Genomic DNA, 19,432 nt, shown 5'->3' on the forward strand with positions numbered 1-19,432 from the left:
CTCTGGATATAGGGAAGGCTTCGGCAAAAGACAACCCGTCAGAGCGTCAGCCGAATGCGTGCAAAACCGTTTTCGTCTGATTCCAGAATCTTGGGGGCAAACCTGTTCAATTCGTCGACATACTTGAAAGCACCGGGACCGGTCCGAAGAATGGTCGTCACCCCCGATTTCGGCATCAGAGAGAACGGATAAGGTTGTCGGGCCAATGGGTCGGGTGGCAGGCGGTGCGTCATGTAATCCCGCAAAATGTCCCGGATATCCAGCGGGGGCAGATCGATGGCCGGGGCCGATGACACATGCGGGAAATGTCCGCCCCCGCTTGCGCGATAATTATCGAGCGCAACGACAAATGCCTGATCGGGTTGCACGGCCTGGCCTGCGCAAGTCAGATGATGCACCCGCCTGTGGCCGGGATGGATCATTTGCCCCCCGACATCGTAACGCGCCGGTTGCGACGGGTCGATCTGATAGGACAGGCCAAAGATGACATCGAAATTGTATCCCGCCCGATCCCGGTCGAACAGCTCTGCCTCGGCGTCGGGGAATTGTTGGTTGAAGGCGCTGGCTGACATCTCCAACCACTCCAGCAGCTGCGCGCCCGTGATCTGAACCGCGCGCAACTCGTTGGGAAAGACATGCAGGTCCGCCACGTGACGCAGGCAGATTTCACCGGGCGGCACGTCCGTATAGTGTCTGGGGCCAGAGCGTCCGCCGCATTTGGCCGGCGACGCGGCTGACAACAGCGGCAGCTCTGCAAGCGTGGTGCCGTGTAAAAAAGGGCGCAACGCGGCGGCCTGTGCGGTGGCCACAAGCGTCAATCCACGATCCGGCGCACAGAAGCTGAAATAGCTGTGCAATGTGTCCGAGACGCGCGCAACGGGCGCGGCCATGTCCTGACGGGTCTGCTGATGTGCGGGTTCAACCAGATGTGCGATTTCCAAATCTTCGCCAATCGCGGTGCCGCCCACCGAAACCGGGCGCAATTCGGCGTGGCTGTCGACGACGCGCAGCCCCGACTGGGGCTCTAGGGTAACGGCCAGATCGATTACTCCAAGATATGCGCCTGCCGAGCCGGGCATGACAACCGGCGTTCCATGCACCAGCCCTTCCACGTAATCCACATTCGGGGTTTGCGCGCCGGTGCGTGCGGGAAGGGTCAGGTGAGTGTGCCCGGCGACGACAGCGTCGATGCCCTCGATCGCGGCCAGGGGAATAACGGCATTTTCAGTGTCGGTCGCTGTGTCCGGGTGTCCAAGCCCGGAATGGGCGAGCGCCACGATCAGATCGCACCCCTTTTCGCGCAAGATACGCGTCAGGGACCGTGCCGCGACAACGATGTCGTCCGCCGCTACGGTTTCGTTCAGATTGTGTTCTTCCCAACGCGTCGTCTGCGGCGGCAGAACCGAAAACACGCCGACGCGAATGGGCACATCCTTGTTTCCCACTCTCACGACACGGTCAAGGATCGTAAAACGCTGCCATGATTGGTGTTCTCCGGACCGATGAAGATTGCCGCACAGAACCGGGCACGGGGCTTGTGCAAGGGTCTTGTCCAATGTCGGCAGCCCGAACCCGAAATCATGGTTGCCCAGACCAATCGCATCATAGTCCAGCGCCTTGAATGCCTGCATCATCGGGTGGGGATTGTCGTTCCGAACGGCCCATTCGCCCATCGGCGTTCCCTGAAGCGAATCCCCGTTGTCGAACATCAGCACCAGCGTGTCTGCGGCCTCGTGTCGGGCCTTGCGGATCAGGCTGGCGGTGCGAGTCAGCCCAAGCGTCGGGTCCGGTGTGTCCGCGTAATAGTCAAAATCGGTCAGATGCATGTGCAGGTCGGAGGTGGCAAGAATACGAATACGCCCACGGTCTTTTGTGGGTTGAACCTGCGTCGATGGGTTTTGCTTCACTTTTGTTGTTCTGCTTTTGAATGTGGTAATGGGCTAAAATCATCAAAACGCAGTCTAGATGATTTTTCCGAGGCCGCCATGCGGCTTTTCGGCGGCGCGTCTCTGCGGTTTGCGTCTTGAATTGCCATTGCAACAGGGCCTGAGACATGGCAGCCCTGTGCGCAAGACCAGAAGGAATTCCAATGAAAAACGCAGAGCAGGTGACTTTCGGCGGCTCGGGCCTGAATCGGGCAGCGCATCTTCGTGGGGATTCAGAGAAGCTGGCCGAGATGGCGCGCGACCCTGCTGCGCGATGCATATTGCTGTGGCGAGGCAAGCTTTTAGTCGTGGGCGCGGCGCTGGATCAGGTTGCCCTGACGCAGATTACTCACCCGCTGGTCAGCGATGGCCCCGGCGGCGTGATCGAAGCACCGGTTTTTCTAGGCCTGAGCGCAGAGGGCGCGCCCCTGTTTGCCGCGGATATCTCGGCCTGGGGGGCAGAGGGATTGGATCTGACCGGCCTGGGAGAGTTCGTGGACAGATCCGAACAGCAGCACCCGGATTTGCCTGAAGGGCATGTTTTCGCCGAGCTTCGCCGGATCATGGCGCGATTGTCGCCTCGTGATGCCGAACTGGCCGCATCCGCCAAGGCGGTTGTCGGTTGGCACGAAACACATCGCTTTTGCGCTCGCTGCGGCGCAGCCAGCGATATGTCGCAAGCGGGATGGCAGCGCAGTTGCCCGTCATGCGGCGGGCAACATTTTCCGCGCACGGATCCGGTTGTGATCATGCTGATTACGCATGGGGACAATGTGCTTATAGGGCGGTCTCCGGGTTGGCCCGAGGGCATGTTTTCCTTGCTGGCGGGATTTGTCGAACCCGGCGAAACGCTCGAAGCGGCGGTGCGTCGCGAAGTGATGGAAGAGGCAGGCGTACCTGTTGGTGCGGTGTCTTACCTGTCCAGCCAGCCCTGGCCGTTCCCGGCATCCCTGATGTTCGGATGCGCCGGCGAGGCCCTGTCGCGCGACATCGTTATCGATCCGGTCGAGATCGAAGAGGCGATGTGGGTCAGCAAATCCGAAATGATGCAGGCATTTGCCGGCGAACATCCCCGGTTGTTGCCGGCTCGCAAGGGAGCTATCGCTCATTTTCTGCTTCAGAACTGGCTTGCGGATACACTGGACTGAGGAAAAACTGGTGAAGCCATAAACAGCAAAGGTCATTATGCAGTTTTCAGCGCGCGAAGATATCGAAGCCCCGATCAATTCGGTGTTCGACATGGTGTCGGATTTCGAAAGGTTTGAACGTATGGCGATGCGTCGTGGTATCGACGTGCGGCGTCTGGAGGCTGATGCAATGGTGGTTGCCGGCACTGAATGGAAAACCGAATTCAAGTTGCGTGGAAAGCCGCGCCAGATGTCGGTGGTGATGACGGATTACGACAAGCCGTCGCAAATGCGGTTCGAGGCGGCCAGCAAAGGGATGACCGGCCTGACGACAGTTGATTTTCTGGCCCTGTCTCCGCGCCGGACACGCCTGAGCATCGAAATGTCCTTGGCCGCAAAGTCCTTGCCCGCGCGGTTGCTGTTGCAGTCCATGAAGCTTGGACAGTCAAAGTTCCGCAAGCAATTCCAGGTGCGGTTCAGCGAGTTTGCGCGTGAACTGGAGCAGCGTCACCTGCACGGGGCGTGAACGGCGTCTGTTGGGCTGATCGGGGCAAGGATTGGAAAAGAAACCGCAGATGTCGCACATCATTTTTCTGCATGGCGCATCAAGCAGTGGTAAATCGACGATCGCGCAGGCTTTGCAACAGAAGATAGCGAAGCCGTTCTGGCATATCTCGATCGACCACTTGCGAGATTGTGGTGTTCTGCCGCTGGATCGCTATCGCCGTGGCGAGTTCGATTGGTCCGACGACCGATCGGCAGTCTTTGATGGGTTTCATCAGTCGCTGGCTGCCTACGCGGCCTCGGGCAACAATCTGATTTTGGAACATATTCTGGATACGCCGGGGTGGGACAAAGATTTGCGCGACCTTTTCCGCCCGTTTGATGTTCTGTTCGTGGCTGTCCATTGCCCGGTTCCCGAGTTGAACGCGCGCGAACGATTGCGCGGCGACCGTCCGGTGGGAAGCGCCCAACGGGACCAAACCATGATCCACGCTGGCAGAGTTTACGATATCGAAATTGATTCCATGGACGGCATCGAGGCCAACGTGCAGGCAATTCTTCAGGCATGGCGCAGTGACCTGCGCCAATCGGAATTCAACCAGTCTTTCGCGTGACCTGTCAGCCGCGAGGATGGGCCGCAGGGTAGACGCCAAGAACCTCGACATTGGTCGTGAAATGTTCCAGCTCGTCCATTGCCAGCTGCACGTTGCGGTCTTCGGGATGTCCAACGATATCCGCATAAAACTGCGTTGCAGTGAAGGACCCGTCGACCATATAGCTTTCCAGCTTGGTCATGTTGATCCCGTTGGTGGCAAAGCCACCCATGGCCTTGTACAGCGCGGCCGGGATGTTGCGGACCTGAAACACGAAGCTGGTGATCATTCCATACTCACCCCGACGTGACAGATCCGCCTCTCGTGACATGACAAGAAAACGGGTCGTGTTGTCGTCATTGTCCTCGATATGGCGGGCCAGCACGTTCAGGTCGTAGATTTCAGCCGCAAGCTCGCTGGCCAGAGCGGCGGAATGCAAATCCCCGATTTCGGCCACTTCGCGCGCGGCGCGGGCATTGTCGGGACTGACACGGCCGCGAATACCGTATTCTTTCAGAAAGCCGGAACATTGCGGCAGCAGCACCAGATGGGAATGCGCTTCGGTGATGTCCTCCAGTTTTGCGCCGGGTACACCAAGTAGGTTGATGTGAACACGCACGAACGCTTCATCGATGATGTGAAGCCCGCTATGGGGCAACAGCCGGTGAATATCGGCAACCCGGCCATAGGTCGTATTTTCGACCGGCAGCATCGCCAGATCGGCCGCGCCCGAGCGAACTGATTCGATCACATCCTCGAATGTGCGGCAGGGCAGGGCCTCCATTTCGGGTCGTGCGTTGCGGCAGGCCTCGTGACTGTAGGCGCCGGGTTCGCCCTGAAAAGCAATGCGATTGGTCATTTGGTCGATTCCATGCAACAAGTTCGCGATTTGGTCGTTTCGTCGCGGTGTCTATACCTTGCCTCTCGCAAGTGGAAGCCTTAGACACCTGCGCAGACAGCTGAAATGGACACGCGATCAATGTTCGACACGATGACAGTTACGAAGGCCGCCGCTGGCCTGTTCGGCACTTTCCTGGTGCTGCTTCTGGCCAAATGGGGGGCTGACATCCTCTATTCTTCCGGTGGCCATGGCTCGGCTGAGGCCGCCTACATTATCGAAACCGAAAGCTCGGGCGAAAGCGCCGACGGCGAAGAAGTGGTCTTTGAAGATCTGCTGGCCGCCGCTGACGTCGAGAAGGGCGCGAAAGTATTCCGCAAGTGCACCGCGTGCCACAAGCTGGAAGACGGGGCGAATGGAACCGGCCCTTACCTGTATGGCGTAGTTGATCGCCCGGTTGCCTCGGCAAAAGGTTTCACCGGTTACTCAGCCAGCATGCAGGCCCATGGCGGCAACTGGACGCCCGAAGCGCTGGATGCCTTCCTGGAACGCCCAAGCGCCTACATCTCGGGAACATCGATGAGTTTTGCTGGCTTGAAAAAACCTCAGGACCGCGCGGACCTGATTGCTTATCTGCAGACAATTGGCAACTGATTGCCTCAGACACCATTGAAGTTCAGAGCCGCTGCCCCGCGCAGCGGCTTTTTTTGTCTGAAGGGAACTTCACAAAGCGCTCACGCATTCTAAACTTGAAACTGTCAGCGTTGGCACTTTAGCTAGCGTATGCGACATAAAAGATTACAATAACCCAGAGGATGAGCCCCATGATATCCGTAATGCCTGCTGCACGTGATCTTAAGGTCAGGCCATTGGCTGGCATATTCGGGCTTTGTGCTGTTCTGCTCTCTTCGCAAGCCGCTTTGGCATTGGATGAAGGGGTTACTCGCAGTCATGGATATTCGTATTTCGGCAATCTGGATTACCCTGCTGACTATCCGCATCTGAACTACGTGAACCCAAATGCACCCAAAGTTGGTGAGTTGTCCTTGGCGGCCTCGGGGACGTTCGATTCCTTGAATCCCTATTCCCGCAAGGGGCGCGCAGGCGCCTTGACGACGCTGCAATATGACCGCCTGTTCGAAAGCTCTGATGACGGTGTCGGGCAGTATTACGGCGTGCTGGCGGAAAGTCTGGAATATGATGAAGGGCGCAACTACGTCATTTTCCATTTGCGACCCGAAGCAACCTTTTGGGATGGCACGCCGGTGACGGCCGAGGATGTTGTCTACAGCCACCGCCTGTTCATCGAACAGGGCCTGCCTTCGTACGCCCAGGCCGTGGGCCGCATGGTGACGGGGGCCGAAGCGTTGGATGATCACACGGTCAAGTTCACGTTCAATCCGGAAGTCACCCGCCGCAGTTTGATCGAGACCGTTGGGTCGACCCCCGTCTTTTCGAAAGCATGGTTCGAGGCGGATGAATCCAGACGTCTGGATGAGCCGCGTCTGGAAGTTGCGGTCGGCTCAGGCCCCTACAAGCTCGACAGTTATGACATCAATCGCCGTATCGTTTACAAGCGACGCGACGACTATTGGGGTAAAGAACTGCCATTCAATGTTGGTCGCAACAATTTCGATACCATCCGCGTCGAGTATTTCGCCGATCAGACAGCGGCGTTCGAGGGGTTCAAGGCCGGCGAATACACGCTGCGGATTGAAAGCGATCCCAAGCTTTGGGCGACGGCGTATGATTTTCCGAAGCTGAACGAAGGTGTGATCGTACGGGACGAGATACCGGATGGCAGCCCGCCTACACCGTCAGGCTTCGTCTTCAACCTCGGAAAACCGCAGTTTTCCGACAAGAACATACGCAAGGCCCTTGCCTTGGCCTTCAATTTCGAATGGGCAAATGAATCCCTGCTGTTTGGTCTGAATTCACCGCGCAATTCCTTTACACAAGGCACCCCGCTGGAAGCGCAAGGCCTGCCCGAGGGCGATGAACTGGCGTTTCTTCAAGCGCTGGGTGAGGTTGTGCCCGAGGACCTTCTTTCAGAACCTGCCGTGACGGTTCACGAGTCAAACCCCGCGCGCCTGAACGATCGCAGAAATCTGCGAAAAGCCGCGAAATTGCTGGACGAGGCCGGGTGGCCCGTTGGCGATGGCAACGTGCGGCGCAACGCGGAAGGGCAGACGCTCAAGGTGGATTTCCCCTATCCTTCAAACCTGCCGACCTCGACGGCCACGATGATTGAAACCTATGTCCAGAACCTGCAAGCCATTGGCGTGGATGCGTCGGCGGAAAAGGTTGACCCGGCGCAATACACGCTGCGCAGCCGCGAGCGGGACTATGACATGGTCTATTCCACACGTTACGGGTCTTTTTTGTCGACCGGTGGCGGGTTGAGCCAGATGTACGGGTCGGAAGAGGCCGCATTCAGTCTTTTCAACCCGGCCGGATTGGCCAGCCCACTGGTTGACGCAATCATCGAAGCATCCTTTGATACCGACAACCAGGCGGATCAGGACACGGCGTTGAAGGCGTTGGATCGCGCTTTGCGGTACGAGTTCTTCGTGATCCCCGTAGGATACATCGCTGACCACTGGGTGGCATATTACGATATGTATGAATACCCGGAAAACCTGCCGCCTTATTCCCTGGGCTATCTGGATCTGTGGTGGATCAATCCGGAAAAAGAGGCCGCACTGAAAGCAAAAGGCGCGCTGCGATAACATGGGCGCCTATATTCTAAGACGTTTGTTGCTGATCATCCCGACCCTTCTGGGCATCATGATAGTCAACTTCACGCTGGTACAATTCGTGCCTGGCGGGCCGGTCGAGCAGATCATTGCCCAAATCGAAGGTCAGGGGGACGTTTTCGCCGGTTTTGCGGGTGCGGGCGATGCCGGCGCGGGGTCAGAGCCCGCGGGCGGCGTTTTCGATGACAAATATGTCGGTGCACGGGGCCTGCCGCCCGAGTTCATTGCTGAACTTGAAAAGGAATTCGGCTTCGACAAACCGCCCCTGGAACGTTTTCTGATCATGATGGGCAACTATCTGACGCTGGACTTCGGCGAGAGCTATTTCCGCTCGATCAGCGTGATTGATCTGGTGCTCGAGAAAATGCCGGTCTCGATCTCGCTGGGCCTGTGGTCGACGCTGATTGCCTATCTGGTTTCGATCCCTCTGGGCATTCGCAAGGCGATCAGGGACGGTTCGCAGTTCGACACGTGGACCAGCGCTGCGATCATCGTGGCCTATGCGATCCCTGGCTTCCTGTTTGCCATTCTGCTGCTGGTGCTTTTCGCCGGTGGATCCTATTGGCAGATCTTCCCGTTGCGGGGGCTGACATCCGACAACTGGGACAGCCTGAGTCTTTTTGGCAAGATCGCAGATTATTTCTGGCATATCGCGTTGCCGACCATCGCGTTGACGATCTCGGCCTTTGCGACATTGACGCTGCTGACCAAGAACTCTTTTCTTGATGAAATCAAAAAGCAATATGTCATGACCGCCCGCGCCAAAGGCCTGAGCGAACGCAAGGTGCTGTATGGCCATGTGTTCCGCAACGCGATGCTGATCGTCATAGCCGGATTTCCGGCCGTGTTCATCGGCGTGTTCTTCGGAGGTTCGATCATCATCGAAACGATCTTCTCACTTGATGGTCTGGGGCGTCTGGGTTTTGAAGCCGCCGTGGCGCGGGATTACCCGGTGATCTTCGGCACGCTGTTCATCTTTGGCCTGATGGGTCTGGTGGTCGGCATCATCAGCGATCTGATGTATGTGCTGGTCGACCCGCGCATCGATTTTGAAAAGCGGGAGGGGTAAATGGCATTGTCCCCCCTGAACCAGCGCCGCTGGAGCAATTTCTGCCGAAACAAGCGCGCTTTCTGGTCGTTGATCATCTTCGCCGTGTTGTTCGGCCTGTCGCTGTTTGCCGAGTTCATCGCCAACGACAAACCGATTCTGGTGAAATACCGGGGCGAGTTATACATGCCGGTCTTCAACTTCTATGCGGAAACCGATTTTGGCGGAGACTTCCAGACAGAGGCGATCTATCGCGACCCCGAGGTTCAGTGCCTGATAGACAGTGGCGGCCTGGAAGAATGTTTTGACGATCCAGAAGGCATTATCGAACAGATCGACGTCGGCACGTTCCAGGCGGAGGGGTTCGAGCGTGGCTGGTCGCTTTGGCCGCTGATCCCCTATTCCTACAACACGTCTGTGGACCGACCCGGGGCTGCACCTTTGCCGCCCAACGGCCAGAACCTGCTGGGCACCGATGACACCAAGCGCGATGTGCTGGCACGGGTGATTTACGGCTTCCGCCTGTCGATCCTGTTCACGCTGCTGGTGACGGGCGCCGCCAGTCTGATCGGTATTTTTGCCGGTGCCATACAGGGTTTCTTTGGCGGTTGGCTGGATCTGATCTTTCAGCGGATCATCGAGATCTGGTCAGCGACACCGTCGCTTTACGTCATCATCATCATGTTCGCGGTATTGGGGCGAAGTTTCTGGCTGCTGGTCGCGTTGATGATCCTGTTCAGCTGGACCGGGCTGGTTGGCGTGGTGCGCGCAGAATTCCTGCGAGCGCGAAACCTTGAATATGTGCGCGCTGCACGGGCACTGGGCGTGGGCAACATGACCATCATGTTCCGCCACATGCTGCCCAACGCAATGGTTGCCACGCTGACCTTCATGCCCTTCATCGTCACGGGCACCATAGGCGGGCTGGCTTCGCTGGATTATCTTGGTTTTGGCCTTCCGTCTTCGGCCCCTTCGCTGGGGGAGCTCACCCTGCAGGCAAAACAGAACCTTCAGGCCCCATGGCTGGCTTTCACGGCCTTTTTCACCTTTGCCATCATGCTGTCCCTGCTGGTCTTCATCTTTGAAGGCGTGCGGGATGCGTTCGATCCCAGAAAGACCTTCTCATGAGCCTGCTGGATGTAAACAACCTGAAGGTCTCGTTCCGGCAGGACGGTCAGATCAGTGCGGCGGTTCGGGGCGTGTCATTCCATGTCGATCGCGGGGAAACCGTGGCACTGGTGGGCGAATCCGGGTCGGGCAAATCGGTCACGGCGCTCAGCACCGTATCTTTGCTGGGCGACAGCGCGATCGTCGAAGGGTCCGTCACCTATGACGGGCAGGAGATGATCGGCGCGTCAGAGCAACGCCTGATGGAGGTGCGCGGCAATGACATCAGCTTTATTTTCCAGGAGCCGATGACATCGCTGAACCCGCTGCACACGATCCAGAAGCAGATGGCGGAATCGCTGGCCCTGCATCAGGGGGTCACGGGTGATGTCGCGCGCGAACGGATTCTTGAACTGTTGAACAAGGTCGGTATCCGCGACCCCGAAGACCGGCTGGACAGTTATCCGCACCAGTTGTCGGGCGGACAGCGGCAGCGCGTGATGATCGCCATGGCGCTGGCGAACAAGCCGGACATCCTGATCGCCGATGAACCGACGACGGCGTTGGATGTAACCATTCAGGCACAGATCCTCGAGTTGCTGGCCAGTTTGCAGAAATCCGAAAACATGGGGATGCTGTTCATCACCCATGATCTGGGCATCGTGCGGCGCATCGCCGACCGGGTCTGTGTGATGAAGGATGGTGAGATCGTCGAGACCGGTGCGACTGCCGAGATCTTCGACAACCCGCAGCACCCCTATACCCGCAAGCTCCTAGCTGCGGAACCTTCGGGTCAGCCAGACGCCGTTGCGACAGATGCCGAGGAAGTCGCGCGCACCGATCACCTGAAAGTCTGGTTCCCGATCCAGCGCGGGTTTCTGAAACGCACGGTCGGCTATGTGAAGGCGGTAAATGACGCCACGCTGAGCGTGCGCGCGGGTGAGACCTTGGGGATCGTGGGCGAAAGCGGGTCGGGCAAGACCACGCTGGCGCTGGCGATCATGCGTCTGATCGCGTCCGAAGGCGGCATCACCTTCCGCGATCAGGATGTTCGAAAATGGTCCACACGAGAGCTGCGCCGGCTGCGCAAGGATATGCAGATCGTGTTTCAGGACCCGTTCGGCAGCCTCAGCCCACGCATGACCTGTCAGCAGATCATCGCGGAAGGTCTGGCCATTCACAACATTGATCCTCATCGCGCGCCGCGTGAACTGGTCGCTGAAGTGATGACCGAGGTGGGCTTGGATCCTGCGGCGATGGACCGGTATCCGCACGAGTTTTCGGGCGGTCAGCGTCAGCGCATCGCGATTGCGCGCGCGATGGTCTTGCGCCCCAAGCTGCTGGTTCTGGACGAACCGACCAGCGCGCTGGACATGACGGTTCAGGTTCAGATCGTCGATCTGCTGCGCGATCTGCAAAAGAAATACGGGCTGGCGTATCTGTTCATCAGCCACGACCTGAAAGTGGTGCGGGCGATGTCGCACAAGGTGATCGTCATGCGAAACGGAGATGTGGTTGAAATGGGCACGGCCGAGGATTTGTTCGAAAATGCCCAGACCGACTATACCCGCGAATTGATTGCTGCGGCGGGGTAGGGCGGGTTGTTACCCGCCCGGCCAGAGATCAAAGCCCCAGATCTTTCTTGATCTTGTTGAATTTTCTTTTTTGGGTGTCGCCTTTGACCTGTTTTTCGTACTTATGCTTGTACCAGTCTGATTTCTCAGGAAGGTAACGTTCCCAAATGGTTCCGTCTGGCGCTGTTACGAACTCCCAGCACTCATTGTACAATTCTGACTTTGTTTGACCGTTCTCAGGCCAATACCAAGTCGTCTCGTTGCACAGTTTTCCTTTGTTGGTGACGTACCACTTACCGATACCGATGGAGTCGCCATTTTTGCCAACGCCATGCATGACACCGTTGGGAGCCCAATAAAATTTGCTGCCCCGGCTCCAGTTTGACGTTTTCCCTGAAAACAACTGTGCAATTTGCTGGGGATCAGTTGCCGATGCGCCCTTGGGTTTTCCTTTCGCAAGGCCTTCACTGGCAAACAGTGCTAAGGATACTGCGGCAGCTGTGCTCAGGATGGCTTTTGAATATCCCATAACAAAGACTCCTCTCTAGCTCTTTTTAAAGAAATGGGACGTGGTCCCGGATGCCCTCTGACCGGCGGGGCCGATCAGAGGAATTCTGGAAATGTCAGTGTGCGTTGGCCGCTTCGCGTGATGCCGACTTTGGCACCGGCCCGCGCAGTTCTTCATAGTGATCAAAGCTCAGCTTGACCCACCCGGTTCCGCGCGTGGCGCTGGCAAGAGTGCGATGCAACTCATCCTCGGCCACGGCGGGAATCAGAGCGTTGAAAATCTCCCAGCCTGATGCGTTTGGGTTGCCCTCAAATCCCAGAACCTGTCCTTGCAGAGAGCTGATCGTCGGCACCAGGTCGCCAACAAAATCAGAAGGCAGGTGGATTTCGGCGTTCAGGATCGGCTGCAAAACAATGGGCTTGGCCTGTGGCAAGGCCTCGCGCACGGCGTTCTTGCCCGCGGTGCGGAAGGCATAATCGGAACTGTCCACGTTGTGATGCTTGCCGTCATGCAGCGTGACCTTCACATCCACCACCGGAAAGCCCTCGGGGCCTTGCTCCAGCGCGTCTCTGGCGCCCTGTTCCACGGATGGGATGTAATTCTTGGGCACCGCACCGCCCTTGACGACCTCTTCGAACTGGAACCCGGATCCGCGCGGCAGCGGCGCGACCGAGATCACGACATCCGCGAACTGCCCAGCCCCGCCGGATTGTTTGCGGTGTCTGTGGCGATGTTCGACAGGTGTTCGGATGGTTTCGCGATAGGCGGTTTCGACCGGGTCGGCTTCAATCTCGATCCCGAAATCCTCGGCCAGCTTGGCGGTCACGCGTCGCATGTGCTGCGGACCTTGAGACCCAAGAACGGCGTGGCCGGTCAGCTCATCCTGTTGCAGATGAAGGCCGGGGTCGATTTCGGCCAGACGGCTCAGGGCGTTTGACAGGCGCACATCGTCCCGCTCATGCGCGGGCGAGACGATCTGACGATGCGCCACCGGATGCGAGGCCGCCCATTCCGGCAGTTCCGTCGCCGAATTGCTGTCGTAGATGTAGCCGGGGTTGAGGTGATCGGATTTCACCGCCAGACCAATCTGCCCGGCCTCCAGCGTGGCGATCTGGGTTTTGGCATCCAGCGTTGTCAGATTGCCGACGGTCTCACCCCCCAAGGCTTCATGGGCTTGCACGCCGTCCCCCAGGCCGCGCAGAACGACGATTTTTCCGATGTGCTTTTTGACATCCGCAAAACCGGCAATGGCGCGGGCGCTGTCTGCGGCCTCGTCGCGCCCGGCGGCGATGTCAAATTCGGGGGCTTCGTGCCGCAGCGCCTTCATCAGACGCGTCAGCCCGTTGCCGTGACTTGCGGCACCCAGGCAGGCGGGAATCAACTGGTGGTTCTGCAAAACCTGTGCTGCCAGATCATAGACCTCGTCACTTGGCGGCTGTTTGTCTTCGATCAGCTGTTCCAGCAGGTTGTCATCGAAATCGGACAGGGTTTCGAGCAGCTCGGTTCGCGCTTCCTGCTCGCGGTCTTCGACGGATTGAGGCAGTTCGATCAGGGCCGAGGGCTGGCCCTCCTGATATTTCCAGGCCCGTTCCGAGATCAGATCAACCGCCCCGATGATCGTATCCCCTTCGCGGATCGGCACCTGACGCAGGGCAATGTGGTGGGTGCAGTATGTTTGCAGAGCGGCGATGATATCGCGGACGCGGCCATTGGGGTTGTCCATCCGGTTGATGAACAGAAAACAGGGGATGCCGGCCTCTTCGACCAATCGCAGGTAGGGCGCGCACAGAACGGCGGCATTCGGGTCGGGGGGCACCACGACCACGGCGGCGTCCGAAATCGCCATTGCAGGGCCGACATAGGCCAGTGCATCGCCGCCCCCATCGACGTCGATCGCGCACCAGGGCTCGTCCAGGTAAGAAAAACCGTGCAAATGCACGGTTCCGGAAACATCGAATGTGGTGGGGCGCCCGTCGAGGCGGCTGATGGCCTCGACAAGCGTAGATTTGCCCGATTGGCTGGGCCCGAGGACGGTGAAAACGCGCATGAGTGTTGTCCCTCTTTCAGGTTGCAGATTGGCTACACGAAAGGGACCGACCGACGCGTTGGCGCCGACAAGGATTGTCTGTATTTTGCCCGCCTCAGACCGCAGAGCGAGATGCCGCCCTACAACATGAGTGTGGGAAAAACCGCAGGCGTGCGTCAAGCCCCTGATGTGTTTTGCGCGTCACGGGCCGAATGTTGCCCGCCGAAAAAGGGTCAGATGGCCGAGCTGTGCCCGGCTTTGCTGAGGTCATAGGCGTCAAAGCTGCGGGCGATCATCCGGGTCAGCGCCCGCGCTTCGGGCGGTATGAAAAGCCCGGCTTCGGTGATTTGCAGCATTCCGTCGAAAGATGCGTTGGCTGCGCGGTACATCTCGTCCAAGTCAGAGGCCGAAATATCGTGATCCCGCAGGATTTCCGCCGAGTCGATCTTGAAATCGCACATCAATGCCTCGATCAGGCGAGCACGCAGAATGTCCTGACCTTTGAAAAGGTGCCCTCGGGATGTCGAAAACTGCCCATCGCGAATGGCTTTGGTATGGGCAGAGGTGGCCGGAGCGTTCTGCGCGTAGCCTTGCGGGAAACGAGAGATCGAGCTGGCCCCGACACCAATCAGAACATCGGCCTGATCGTCGGTGTAACCCTGGAAGTTCCGCTTGAGGCGGCCCGCGCGCAAAGCGTGTGTCAGACCGTCATCCACAGTGGCGAAATGGTCGATACCGATCTCGGCATAATTGTCCCAAAGGAACAAACGTCGGGCCGTGTCGAACAGTTCAAGGCGCTGTTCCGGTGTGGGCAGGGCGTCCGACGGAATCAGCTGCTGCCGCTTGGCCATCCAAGGCACGTGGGCATAACCGTAGAGTGCCACGCGATCCGGGTTGAGCGACAGGAGTTTCTGCACGCTTTCCGTCATGCGCGCCTTGGTCTGATGTGGCAGACCGTAAAGGATATCCGCATTCAGGCTGGTGATGCCACGTTCACGGATCATGTCGATGGCGTCGCGCGTGGTGTCATAGCTTTGAATACGGCCTATGGTTTTTTGGATTTCGTCATCGAAATCCTGCACCCCAATCGAGGCGCGGTTCATGCCCGCGTCTGCCAGCGCATCCAAACGCGCCTCGTCAATCTCGTTCGGATCGATCTCAACCGAGAATTCGGCATTCGGCCCCATGGGCACGATACCCAGGATGTGTTGCGCCAATTCGCGCATCAATTGGGCGTTCAGCAGTGTTGGTGTGCCGCCGCCCCAGTGCAGGCGCGACAGAACCACACCCTCAGGCAGACGTGCGGCCAGAAGGTCCAGTTCGGCCTTCAGAACATCGACATAGGCGATTACCGGATTGTCGGTTTGTGTCCCTTGTGTCCTGCAGGCGCAGAACCAGCATAGCCTGCGGCAGAATGGGACATGAATGTACAGCGAAATTGCACTGCCGGGTTTGATCCCGGAAATCCAGTCGCCGAACATATCTGATCCCACGTCGTTGCTGAAGTGGGGGGCGGTGGGGTAGCTTGTGTAACGCGGTACTTTCGCGTCAAAAAGTCCAAGCTTTGCCAATTGTGGTTTCACTATCATGGCGATACCCTTATGCGACAGGCGACACAGGTGCTTTGATGGAGATCAAGTGGGAACGCGCATGACAGTAAAAGCACAATTTGACCATTCAAATTGCGGAGATTGCCCGATTCGTCATCGCGCCGTCTGCGCCCGTTGTGATGCCGATGAGCTGGAAGAGCTTGAAAGCATTAAATATTACCGCAGTTTCGAGGCGGGTCAGACGATCATCTGGTCTGGGGATCAGATGAGTTTTGTCGGCTCGGTTGTGGCTGGTATCGCGTCGTTGACTCAGACAATGGAAGATGGCCGCACCCAAATGGTTGGTCTGCTGCTGCCAAGCGACTTCGTTGGCCGCCCGGGTCGCGATACTGCGCCCTATGATGTTCAGGCCACGACGGATGTCGTGATGTGCTGTTTCCGCAAGAAACCGTTCGAAGAGTTGATGGACCACACCCCGCATATCGCCCATCGTCTTTTGCAGATGACTTTGGACGAGCTTGATGCCGCCCGCGAGTGGATGCTGGTTCTGGGGCGCAAAACGGCGCGTGAGAAGATTGCCAGCCTGCTGTCGATCATTGCGCGCCGGGACGCTTCGGTCAGCCAAAAGGGTCTGACTGGATCTATAGTGTTCGACCTGCCCCTGACCCGAGAAGCAATGGCGGATTACCTGGGTTTGACATTGGAAACGGTCAGTCGCCAGATATCAGCTTTGAAAAAAGACGGGGTGATTACACTTGAAGGAAAGCGACACGTGACCATCCCCGATCTGGGCCGCCTGATGGAAGAGGCAGGTGACGATTCGGATGGCGGCTTTCCGGTCTGACGTAATCGGCTTTTGACCACGAACAGCCGCCGCAGTCTTTTTCGCAGGAATGTCTGATTCAGGAGATCGACATGGAATTTACCAGTTTGTTGGCAATGCTTTTGGTCGGCGCAATCGCCGGTTGGCTTTCCGGAAAGATTATGGAGGGCAGGGGTTTTGGTCTTTTCGGAAACATAGTTGTTGGAATCGTAGGTGCGTTTCTGGCGGGGTTGATTTTTCCGGCGCTTGGATTCGCCGTTGGCGGCGGCCTGCTGTCATCTATCCTCTTCGCAACAGCAGGTGCCGTGATCCTGTTGTTCCTGATAGGCCTGATCCGCAGAGGATGACAAAAGAGAGGATGACAAAAGCCGCCAAGTCGGGCGGCTTTTGAAGGGCGGATCAATGGGCCAGGAATACCGGTACGGTAGACTGCTCCAGCATGTTGCGGGTTGCGCCGCCCAGAATGGCCTCGCGAAAACGGGAATGACCGTAAGCGCCCATGACGATCAGATCCGATTCTGTATCGGATGCGTGACGGTTGAGAATATCTGACACGCGCGTCATGCTCTTGCTCAGCACATCAATCTCACATTTGACCCCGTGTCGGGCCAGCATCTGTGACAGCATTCCGCCCGGATCAGACCGGTCCGGCCCATGGCGGGGCGGATCGATGACCACGATTCGGACCAGCTCGGCCTGTTTCAGGAAGGGCAGGGCGTGACGAATGGCGCACATGGCCTCTACGCTTTCGTTCCAACCTATCATGATGTTGCGCGGCACCGTCAGCGGCTCGGCGTCGTCCGGTACGACCAGAACCGGGCAATGCCCTTCGAACATGGCTGCTTCGATGATGGGCTCGGCCTCGGCCCCACGGTCTTTGCCGTAGGGGTGCGGCAGGATCACCAGATCGGAAAACCGTGCCCTATGCGCAACATGGCGTCCGATATCGGCAATCTGCGCGACGCCATGCTCGGCGGACCAGCGAACGCCGGACTTGCCAAGGTAGTCATTGGCAAAGTTCAGCAGCTCCTGGGCCTCGGCATTGGCCCGGCTCAGTGTTTCCTGAACGATAAGCGCATTGGCACCCGCATAGTAGTAACCTGTCTGACTGCGATCGACGCCAAGGCACAGGGCTTCGGCATGTGCATCCTGAGATTCTGCCAGGGCCACCATCTGCGCCAGAGCGGCGGGTGCTGTCTGCGTTTCGGTCATGACAGTGAGTAGAGATTTGTAAGTCATTGCGACCTCATGATTCGGGCATTTGGTCTCATGTGACCAGTCGGCCTATTTCCTCTACAATGCGTGTCACAGAAAACGCAGAACTGTCTTGATACAGATCAAAGCAGTAACAGCCGCCGTGCTTCAGAACGGCAGCCAGTCAAATGGGTTTCGCGCGTACAAGAATCAAAAACGCGCGGGGCATGGCAAAGGGACGCAATATGTCGAATTACATCAAGCTGATCGTGCTTGGTCTGATCGCGCTGTTTGCAGCGATCGGAACCAATTATGCACGCGATTTGGCGTATCAGGTACATGCACTGCTGGTGATGCTTATCGCCGGTGGCCTGTTTATCTGGACGCTTCGAAACACTGACGAGCCAGATATTCTAGTCGATCGCTCGGGCGAATACATGGATGACGTGATCCGCTATGGCGTGATCGCAACCGCCTTCTGGGGCGTGGTCGGGTTTCTGGCCGGGACCTTCATCGCGTTTCAGCTCGCCTTTCCGGTGCTGAACTTTGAATGGGCACAGGGGTATCTGAATTTCGGCCGTTTGCGTCCGCTGCATACGTCGGCAGTGATTTTTGCCTTTGGTGGCAACGCGCTGATCGCAACGTCGTTCTACGTCGTTCAACGTACCAGCGCCGCGCGTCTTTGGGGCGGCAATCTGGCCTGGTTCGTTTTCTGGGGCTATCAGCTGTTCATCGTGCTGGCGGCGACGGGCTATGTTCTGGGCGGAACGCAGTCCAAGGAATATGCCGAACCTGAATGGTATGTCGATCTGTGGCTGACCATTGTCTGGGTCGCCTACCTGGCGGTGTTCCTGGGCACGATCGTCAGGCGGAAAGAGCCGCATATCTATGTGGCCAACTGGTTCTACCTCGCCTTTATCGTCACCGTCGCGATGCTGCACCTGGTCAACAACATGACCGTTCCTGTCAGCATCTGGGGTTCGAAATCGGTCATCGTCTGGTCGGGCGTACAAGACGCCATGATCCAGTGGTGGTACGGCCACAACGCGGTGGGATTCTTCCTGACTGCCGGCTTCCTGGGCATGATGTACTATTTCATCCCGAAACAGGCCGAACGCCCTGTATTCTCGTACAAGCTGTCGATCATCCACTTCTGGGCACTGATCTTCCTGTATATCTGGGCCGGTCCGCACCACCTGCACTATACCGCGCTGCCTGACTGGGCTTCGACGCTGGGCATGGTGTTCTCGGTGGTCCTGTGGATGCCGTCCTGGGGTGGTATGATCAACGGTCTGATGACTCTGTCGGGCGCATGGGACAAGCTGCGCACTGACCCGGTGATCCGGATGATGGTGATCTCGGTCGGCTTCTACGGCATGTCCACCTTCGAAGGCCCGATGATGTCGATCCGCGCGGTGAACTCGCTGTCGCACTACACAGACTGGACCATTGGTCACGTGCACTCGGGCGCGCTGGGCTGGAACGGCATGATCACCTTTGGTGCGCTGTACTTCCTGGTGCCCGTCCTGTGGAAGCGTGAGCGTCTGTACTCGCTGCAAATGGTCAGCTGGCACTTCTGGCTCGCCACCATCGGCATCGTGCTTTACGCCGCGTCGATGTGGGTCACCGGTATCATGGAAGGCCTGATGTGGCGCGAAGTGGATGCCAACGGCTTCCTGGTGAACTCGTTCGCCGACACCGTGGCTGCCAAGTTCCCGATGTATGTGGTGCGTGCTCTGGGTGGCGTGATGTTCGTCGCCGGTTCGCTGATCATGTGCTACAACCTGTGGATGACTGTGCGGAAAGCGCCGGCCAAAGAGGCCAGCCTGACCGTCGCGGTCCCGGCTGAATAGAGGGAG

Annotated in this window: 17 protein-coding genes; 11 read left to right on the forward strand and 6 right to left on the reverse strand. The window is 58.0% G+C overall.

Going from position 1 to position 19,432, the window contains the following annotated elements:
* Positions 1-38 precede the first annotated feature (38 nt).
* On the reverse strand, positions 39-1,907 hold the full coding sequence (locus tag ACR0A2_RS21120) for a bifunctional 2',3'-cyclic-nucleotide 2'-phosphodiesterase/3'-nucleotidase (RefSeq protein ID WP_480837137.1): 1,869 nt from the start codon (positions 1,905-1,907) through the stop codon (positions 39-41).
* 182 nt (positions 1,908-2,089) lie between these two features.
* On the opposite strand from ACR0A2_RS21120, the gene nudC reads away from it, so the two are divergent.
* From nudC to ACR0A2_RS21135, 3 genes are read left to right on the forward strand one after another with little or no spacing between them, the layout of a single operon-like run.
* Entirely contained in the window at positions 2,090-3,073 is a 984-nt protein-coding gene (gene nudC, locus ACR0A2_RS21125; RefSeq protein ID WP_480837139.1) for an NAD(+) diphosphatase, read from the forward strand.
* Positions 3,074-3,110: 37 nt separating this feature from the next.
* Positions 3,111-3,578, forward strand: a complete 468-nt coding sequence (locus ACR0A2_RS21130) for an SRPBCC family protein (RefSeq protein ID WP_171119860.1) — start codon at positions 3,111-3,113, stop codon at positions 3,576-3,578.
* 49 nt (positions 3,579-3,627) lie between these two features.
* Positions 3,628-4,170 carry a chloramphenicol phosphotransferase CPT family protein gene (locus ACR0A2_RS21135; protein ID WP_171230658.1) on the forward strand — a complete coding sequence of 181 codons (543 nt, stop codon included), beginning with the start codon at positions 3,628-3,630 and terminating at the stop codon, positions 4,168-4,170.
* Between the two features lie 4 nt (positions 4,171-4,174).
* Here ACR0A2_RS21135 and ACR0A2_RS21140 read toward each other — a convergent pair whose 3' ends face one another.
* Positions 4,175-5,008, reverse strand: a complete 834-nt coding sequence (locus ACR0A2_RS21140; RefSeq protein ID WP_480837141.1) for a prephenate dehydratase — start codon at positions 5,006-5,008, stop codon at positions 4,175-4,177.
* A 120-nt stretch (positions 5,009-5,128) separates the two neighbouring features.
* Here ACR0A2_RS21140 and ACR0A2_RS21145 point away from each other — a divergent pair, with 120 nt between their 5' ends.
* From ACR0A2_RS21145 to ACR0A2_RS21165, 5 genes are all read left to right on the forward strand, one after another.
* Positions 5,129-5,641: a c-type cytochrome gene (locus tag ACR0A2_RS21145; protein WP_152459925.1), complete on the forward strand. Its 513-nt coding sequence runs from the start codon at positions 5,129-5,131 to the stop codon at positions 5,639-5,641.
* 170 nt (positions 5,642-5,811) lie between these two features.
* Complete coding sequence (locus tag ACR0A2_RS21150; protein ID WP_480837143.1) at positions 5,812-7,716, forward strand: extracellular solute-binding protein; 1,905 nt, start codon at positions 5,812-5,814, stop codon at positions 7,714-7,716.
* 1 nt (position 7,717) lies between these two features.
* Positions 7,718-8,812: a microcin C ABC transporter permease YejB gene (locus tag ACR0A2_RS21155; protein WP_152459198.1), complete on the forward strand. Its 1,095-nt coding sequence runs from the start codon at positions 7,718-7,720 to the stop codon at positions 8,810-8,812.
* The gene (locus ACR0A2_RS21160; protein WP_480837146.1) at positions 8,813-9,919 is read left to right on the forward strand and encodes an ABC transporter permease; all 1,107 of its coding nucleotides are present in this window, start codon (positions 8,813-8,815) and stop codon (positions 9,917-9,919) included.
* Positions 9,916-11,493, forward strand: a complete 1,578-nt coding sequence (locus ACR0A2_RS21165; RefSeq protein ID WP_171233866.1) for an ABC transporter ATP-binding protein — start codon at positions 9,916-9,918, stop codon at positions 11,491-11,493. The genes ACR0A2_RS21160 and ACR0A2_RS21165 overlap by 4 nt, the downstream gene beginning before the upstream one ends.
* A gap of 28 nt (positions 11,494-11,521) precedes the next feature.
* On the opposite strand, the gene ACR0A2_RS21170 is transcribed toward ACR0A2_RS21165, so the two are convergent.
* From ACR0A2_RS21170 to hemN, 3 genes are all read right to left on the reverse strand, one after another.
* Entirely contained in the window at positions 11,522-12,001 is a 480-nt protein-coding gene (locus ACR0A2_RS21170) for a DUF995 domain-containing protein (protein ID WP_170328828.1), read from the reverse strand.
* Between the two features lie 94 nt (positions 12,002-12,095).
* Positions 12,096-14,027: an elongation factor G gene (locus ACR0A2_RS21175; RefSeq protein ID WP_480837148.1), complete on the reverse strand. Its 1,932-nt coding sequence runs from the start codon at positions 14,025-14,027 to the stop codon at positions 12,096-12,098.
* Between the two features lie 212 nt (positions 14,028-14,239).
* A complete protein-coding gene (gene hemN, locus ACR0A2_RS21180) occupies positions 14,240-15,595 on the reverse strand; it encodes an oxygen-independent coproporphyrinogen III oxidase (protein WP_171331860.1) in 1,356 nt (451 codons plus the stop codon).
* 61 nt (positions 15,596-15,656) lie between these two features.
* On the opposite strand from hemN, the gene fnrL reads away from it, so the two are divergent.
* Both fnrL and ACR0A2_RS21190 read left to right on the forward strand, forming a co-directional pair.
* Positions 15,657-16,400 (forward strand): transcriptional regulator FnrL, encoded by a 744-nt coding sequence (gene fnrL, locus ACR0A2_RS21185; protein WP_152459193.1) that lies wholly within the window; start codon positions 15,657-15,659, stop codon positions 16,398-16,400.
* 71 nt (positions 16,401-16,471) lie between these two features.
* Positions 16,472-16,726, forward strand: a complete 255-nt coding sequence (locus ACR0A2_RS21190) for a GlsB/YeaQ/YmgE family stress response membrane protein (RefSeq protein WP_152459192.1) — start codon at positions 16,472-16,474, stop codon at positions 16,724-16,726.
* Positions 16,727-16,778: 52 nt separating this feature from the next.
* Here the strand turns inward: ACR0A2_RS21190 and ACR0A2_RS21195 are convergent, their stop codons facing one another.
* Positions 16,779-17,618 (reverse strand): universal stress protein, encoded by an 840-nt coding sequence (locus ACR0A2_RS21195; protein ID WP_480837151.1) that lies wholly within the window; start codon positions 17,616-17,618, stop codon positions 16,779-16,781.
* 200 nt (positions 17,619-17,818) lie between these two features.
* Between ACR0A2_RS21195 and ccoN the strand changes: the two genes are divergently transcribed.
* Positions 17,819-19,426 (forward strand): cytochrome-c oxidase, cbb3-type subunit I, encoded by a 1,608-nt coding sequence (gene ccoN, locus ACR0A2_RS21200; RefSeq protein WP_171172554.1) that lies wholly within the window; start codon positions 17,819-17,821, stop codon positions 19,424-19,426.
* Positions 19,427-19,432: the final 6 nt, after the last annotated feature.

This window comes from Ruegeria sp. H8 (assembly GCF_056532905.1).

Coding starts and splice junctions, on each gene's coding strand:
- nudC (WP_480837139.1), top strand. CDS start 2,090: ATGAAAAACGCAGAGCAGGTGACTTTCGGCGGCTCGGGCCTGAATCGG.
- ACR0A2_RS21130 (WP_171119860.1), top strand. CDS start 3,111: ATGCAGTTTTCAGCGCGCGAAGATATCGAAGCCCCGATCAATTCGGTG.
- ACR0A2_RS21135 (WP_171230658.1), top strand. CDS start 3,628: ATGTCGCACATCATTTTTCTGCATGGCGCATCAAGCAGTGGTAAATCG.
- ACR0A2_RS21140 (WP_480837141.1), bottom strand. CDS start 5,008: ATGACCAATCGCATTGCTTTTCAGGGCGAACCCGGCGCCTACAGTCAC.
- ACR0A2_RS21145 (WP_152459925.1), top strand. CDS start 5,129: ATGTTCGACACGATGACAGTTACGAAGGCCGCCGCTGGCCTGTTCGGC.
- ACR0A2_RS21150 (WP_480837143.1), top strand. CDS start 5,812: ATGATATCCGTAATGCCTGCTGCACGTGATCTTAAGGTCAGGCCATTG.
- ACR0A2_RS21155 (WP_152459198.1), top strand. CDS start 7,718: ATGGGCGCCTATATTCTAAGACGTTTGTTGCTGATCATCCCGACCCTT.
- ACR0A2_RS21160 (WP_480837146.1), top strand. CDS start 8,813: ATGGCATTGTCCCCCCTGAACCAGCGCCGCTGGAGCAATTTCTGCCGA.
- ACR0A2_RS21165 (WP_171233866.1), top strand. CDS start 9,916: ATGAGCCTGCTGGATGTAAACAACCTGAAGGTCTCGTTCCGGCAGGAC.
- ACR0A2_RS21170 (WP_170328828.1), bottom strand. CDS start 12,001: ATGGGATATTCAAAAGCCATCCTGAGCACAGCTGCCGCAGTATCCTTA.
- ACR0A2_RS21175 (WP_480837148.1), bottom strand. CDS start 14,027: ATGCGCGTTTTCACCGTCCTCGGGCCCAGCCAATCGGGCAAATCTACG.
- hemN (WP_171331860.1), bottom strand. CDS start 15,595: ATGATAGTGAAACCACAATTGGCAAAGCTTGGACTTTTTGACGCGAAA.
- fnrL (WP_152459193.1), top strand. CDS start 15,657: ATGACAGTAAAAGCACAATTTGACCATTCAAATTGCGGAGATTGCCCG.
- ACR0A2_RS21190 (WP_152459192.1), top strand. CDS start 16,472: ATGGAATTTACCAGTTTGTTGGCAATGCTTTTGGTCGGCGCAATCGCC.
- ACR0A2_RS21195 (WP_480837151.1), bottom strand. CDS start 17,618: ATGACTTACAAATCTCTACTCACTGTCATGACCGAAACGCAGACAGCA.
- ccoN (WP_171172554.1), top strand. CDS start 17,819: ATGTCGAATTACATCAAGCTGATCGTGCTTGGTCTGATCGCGCTGTTT.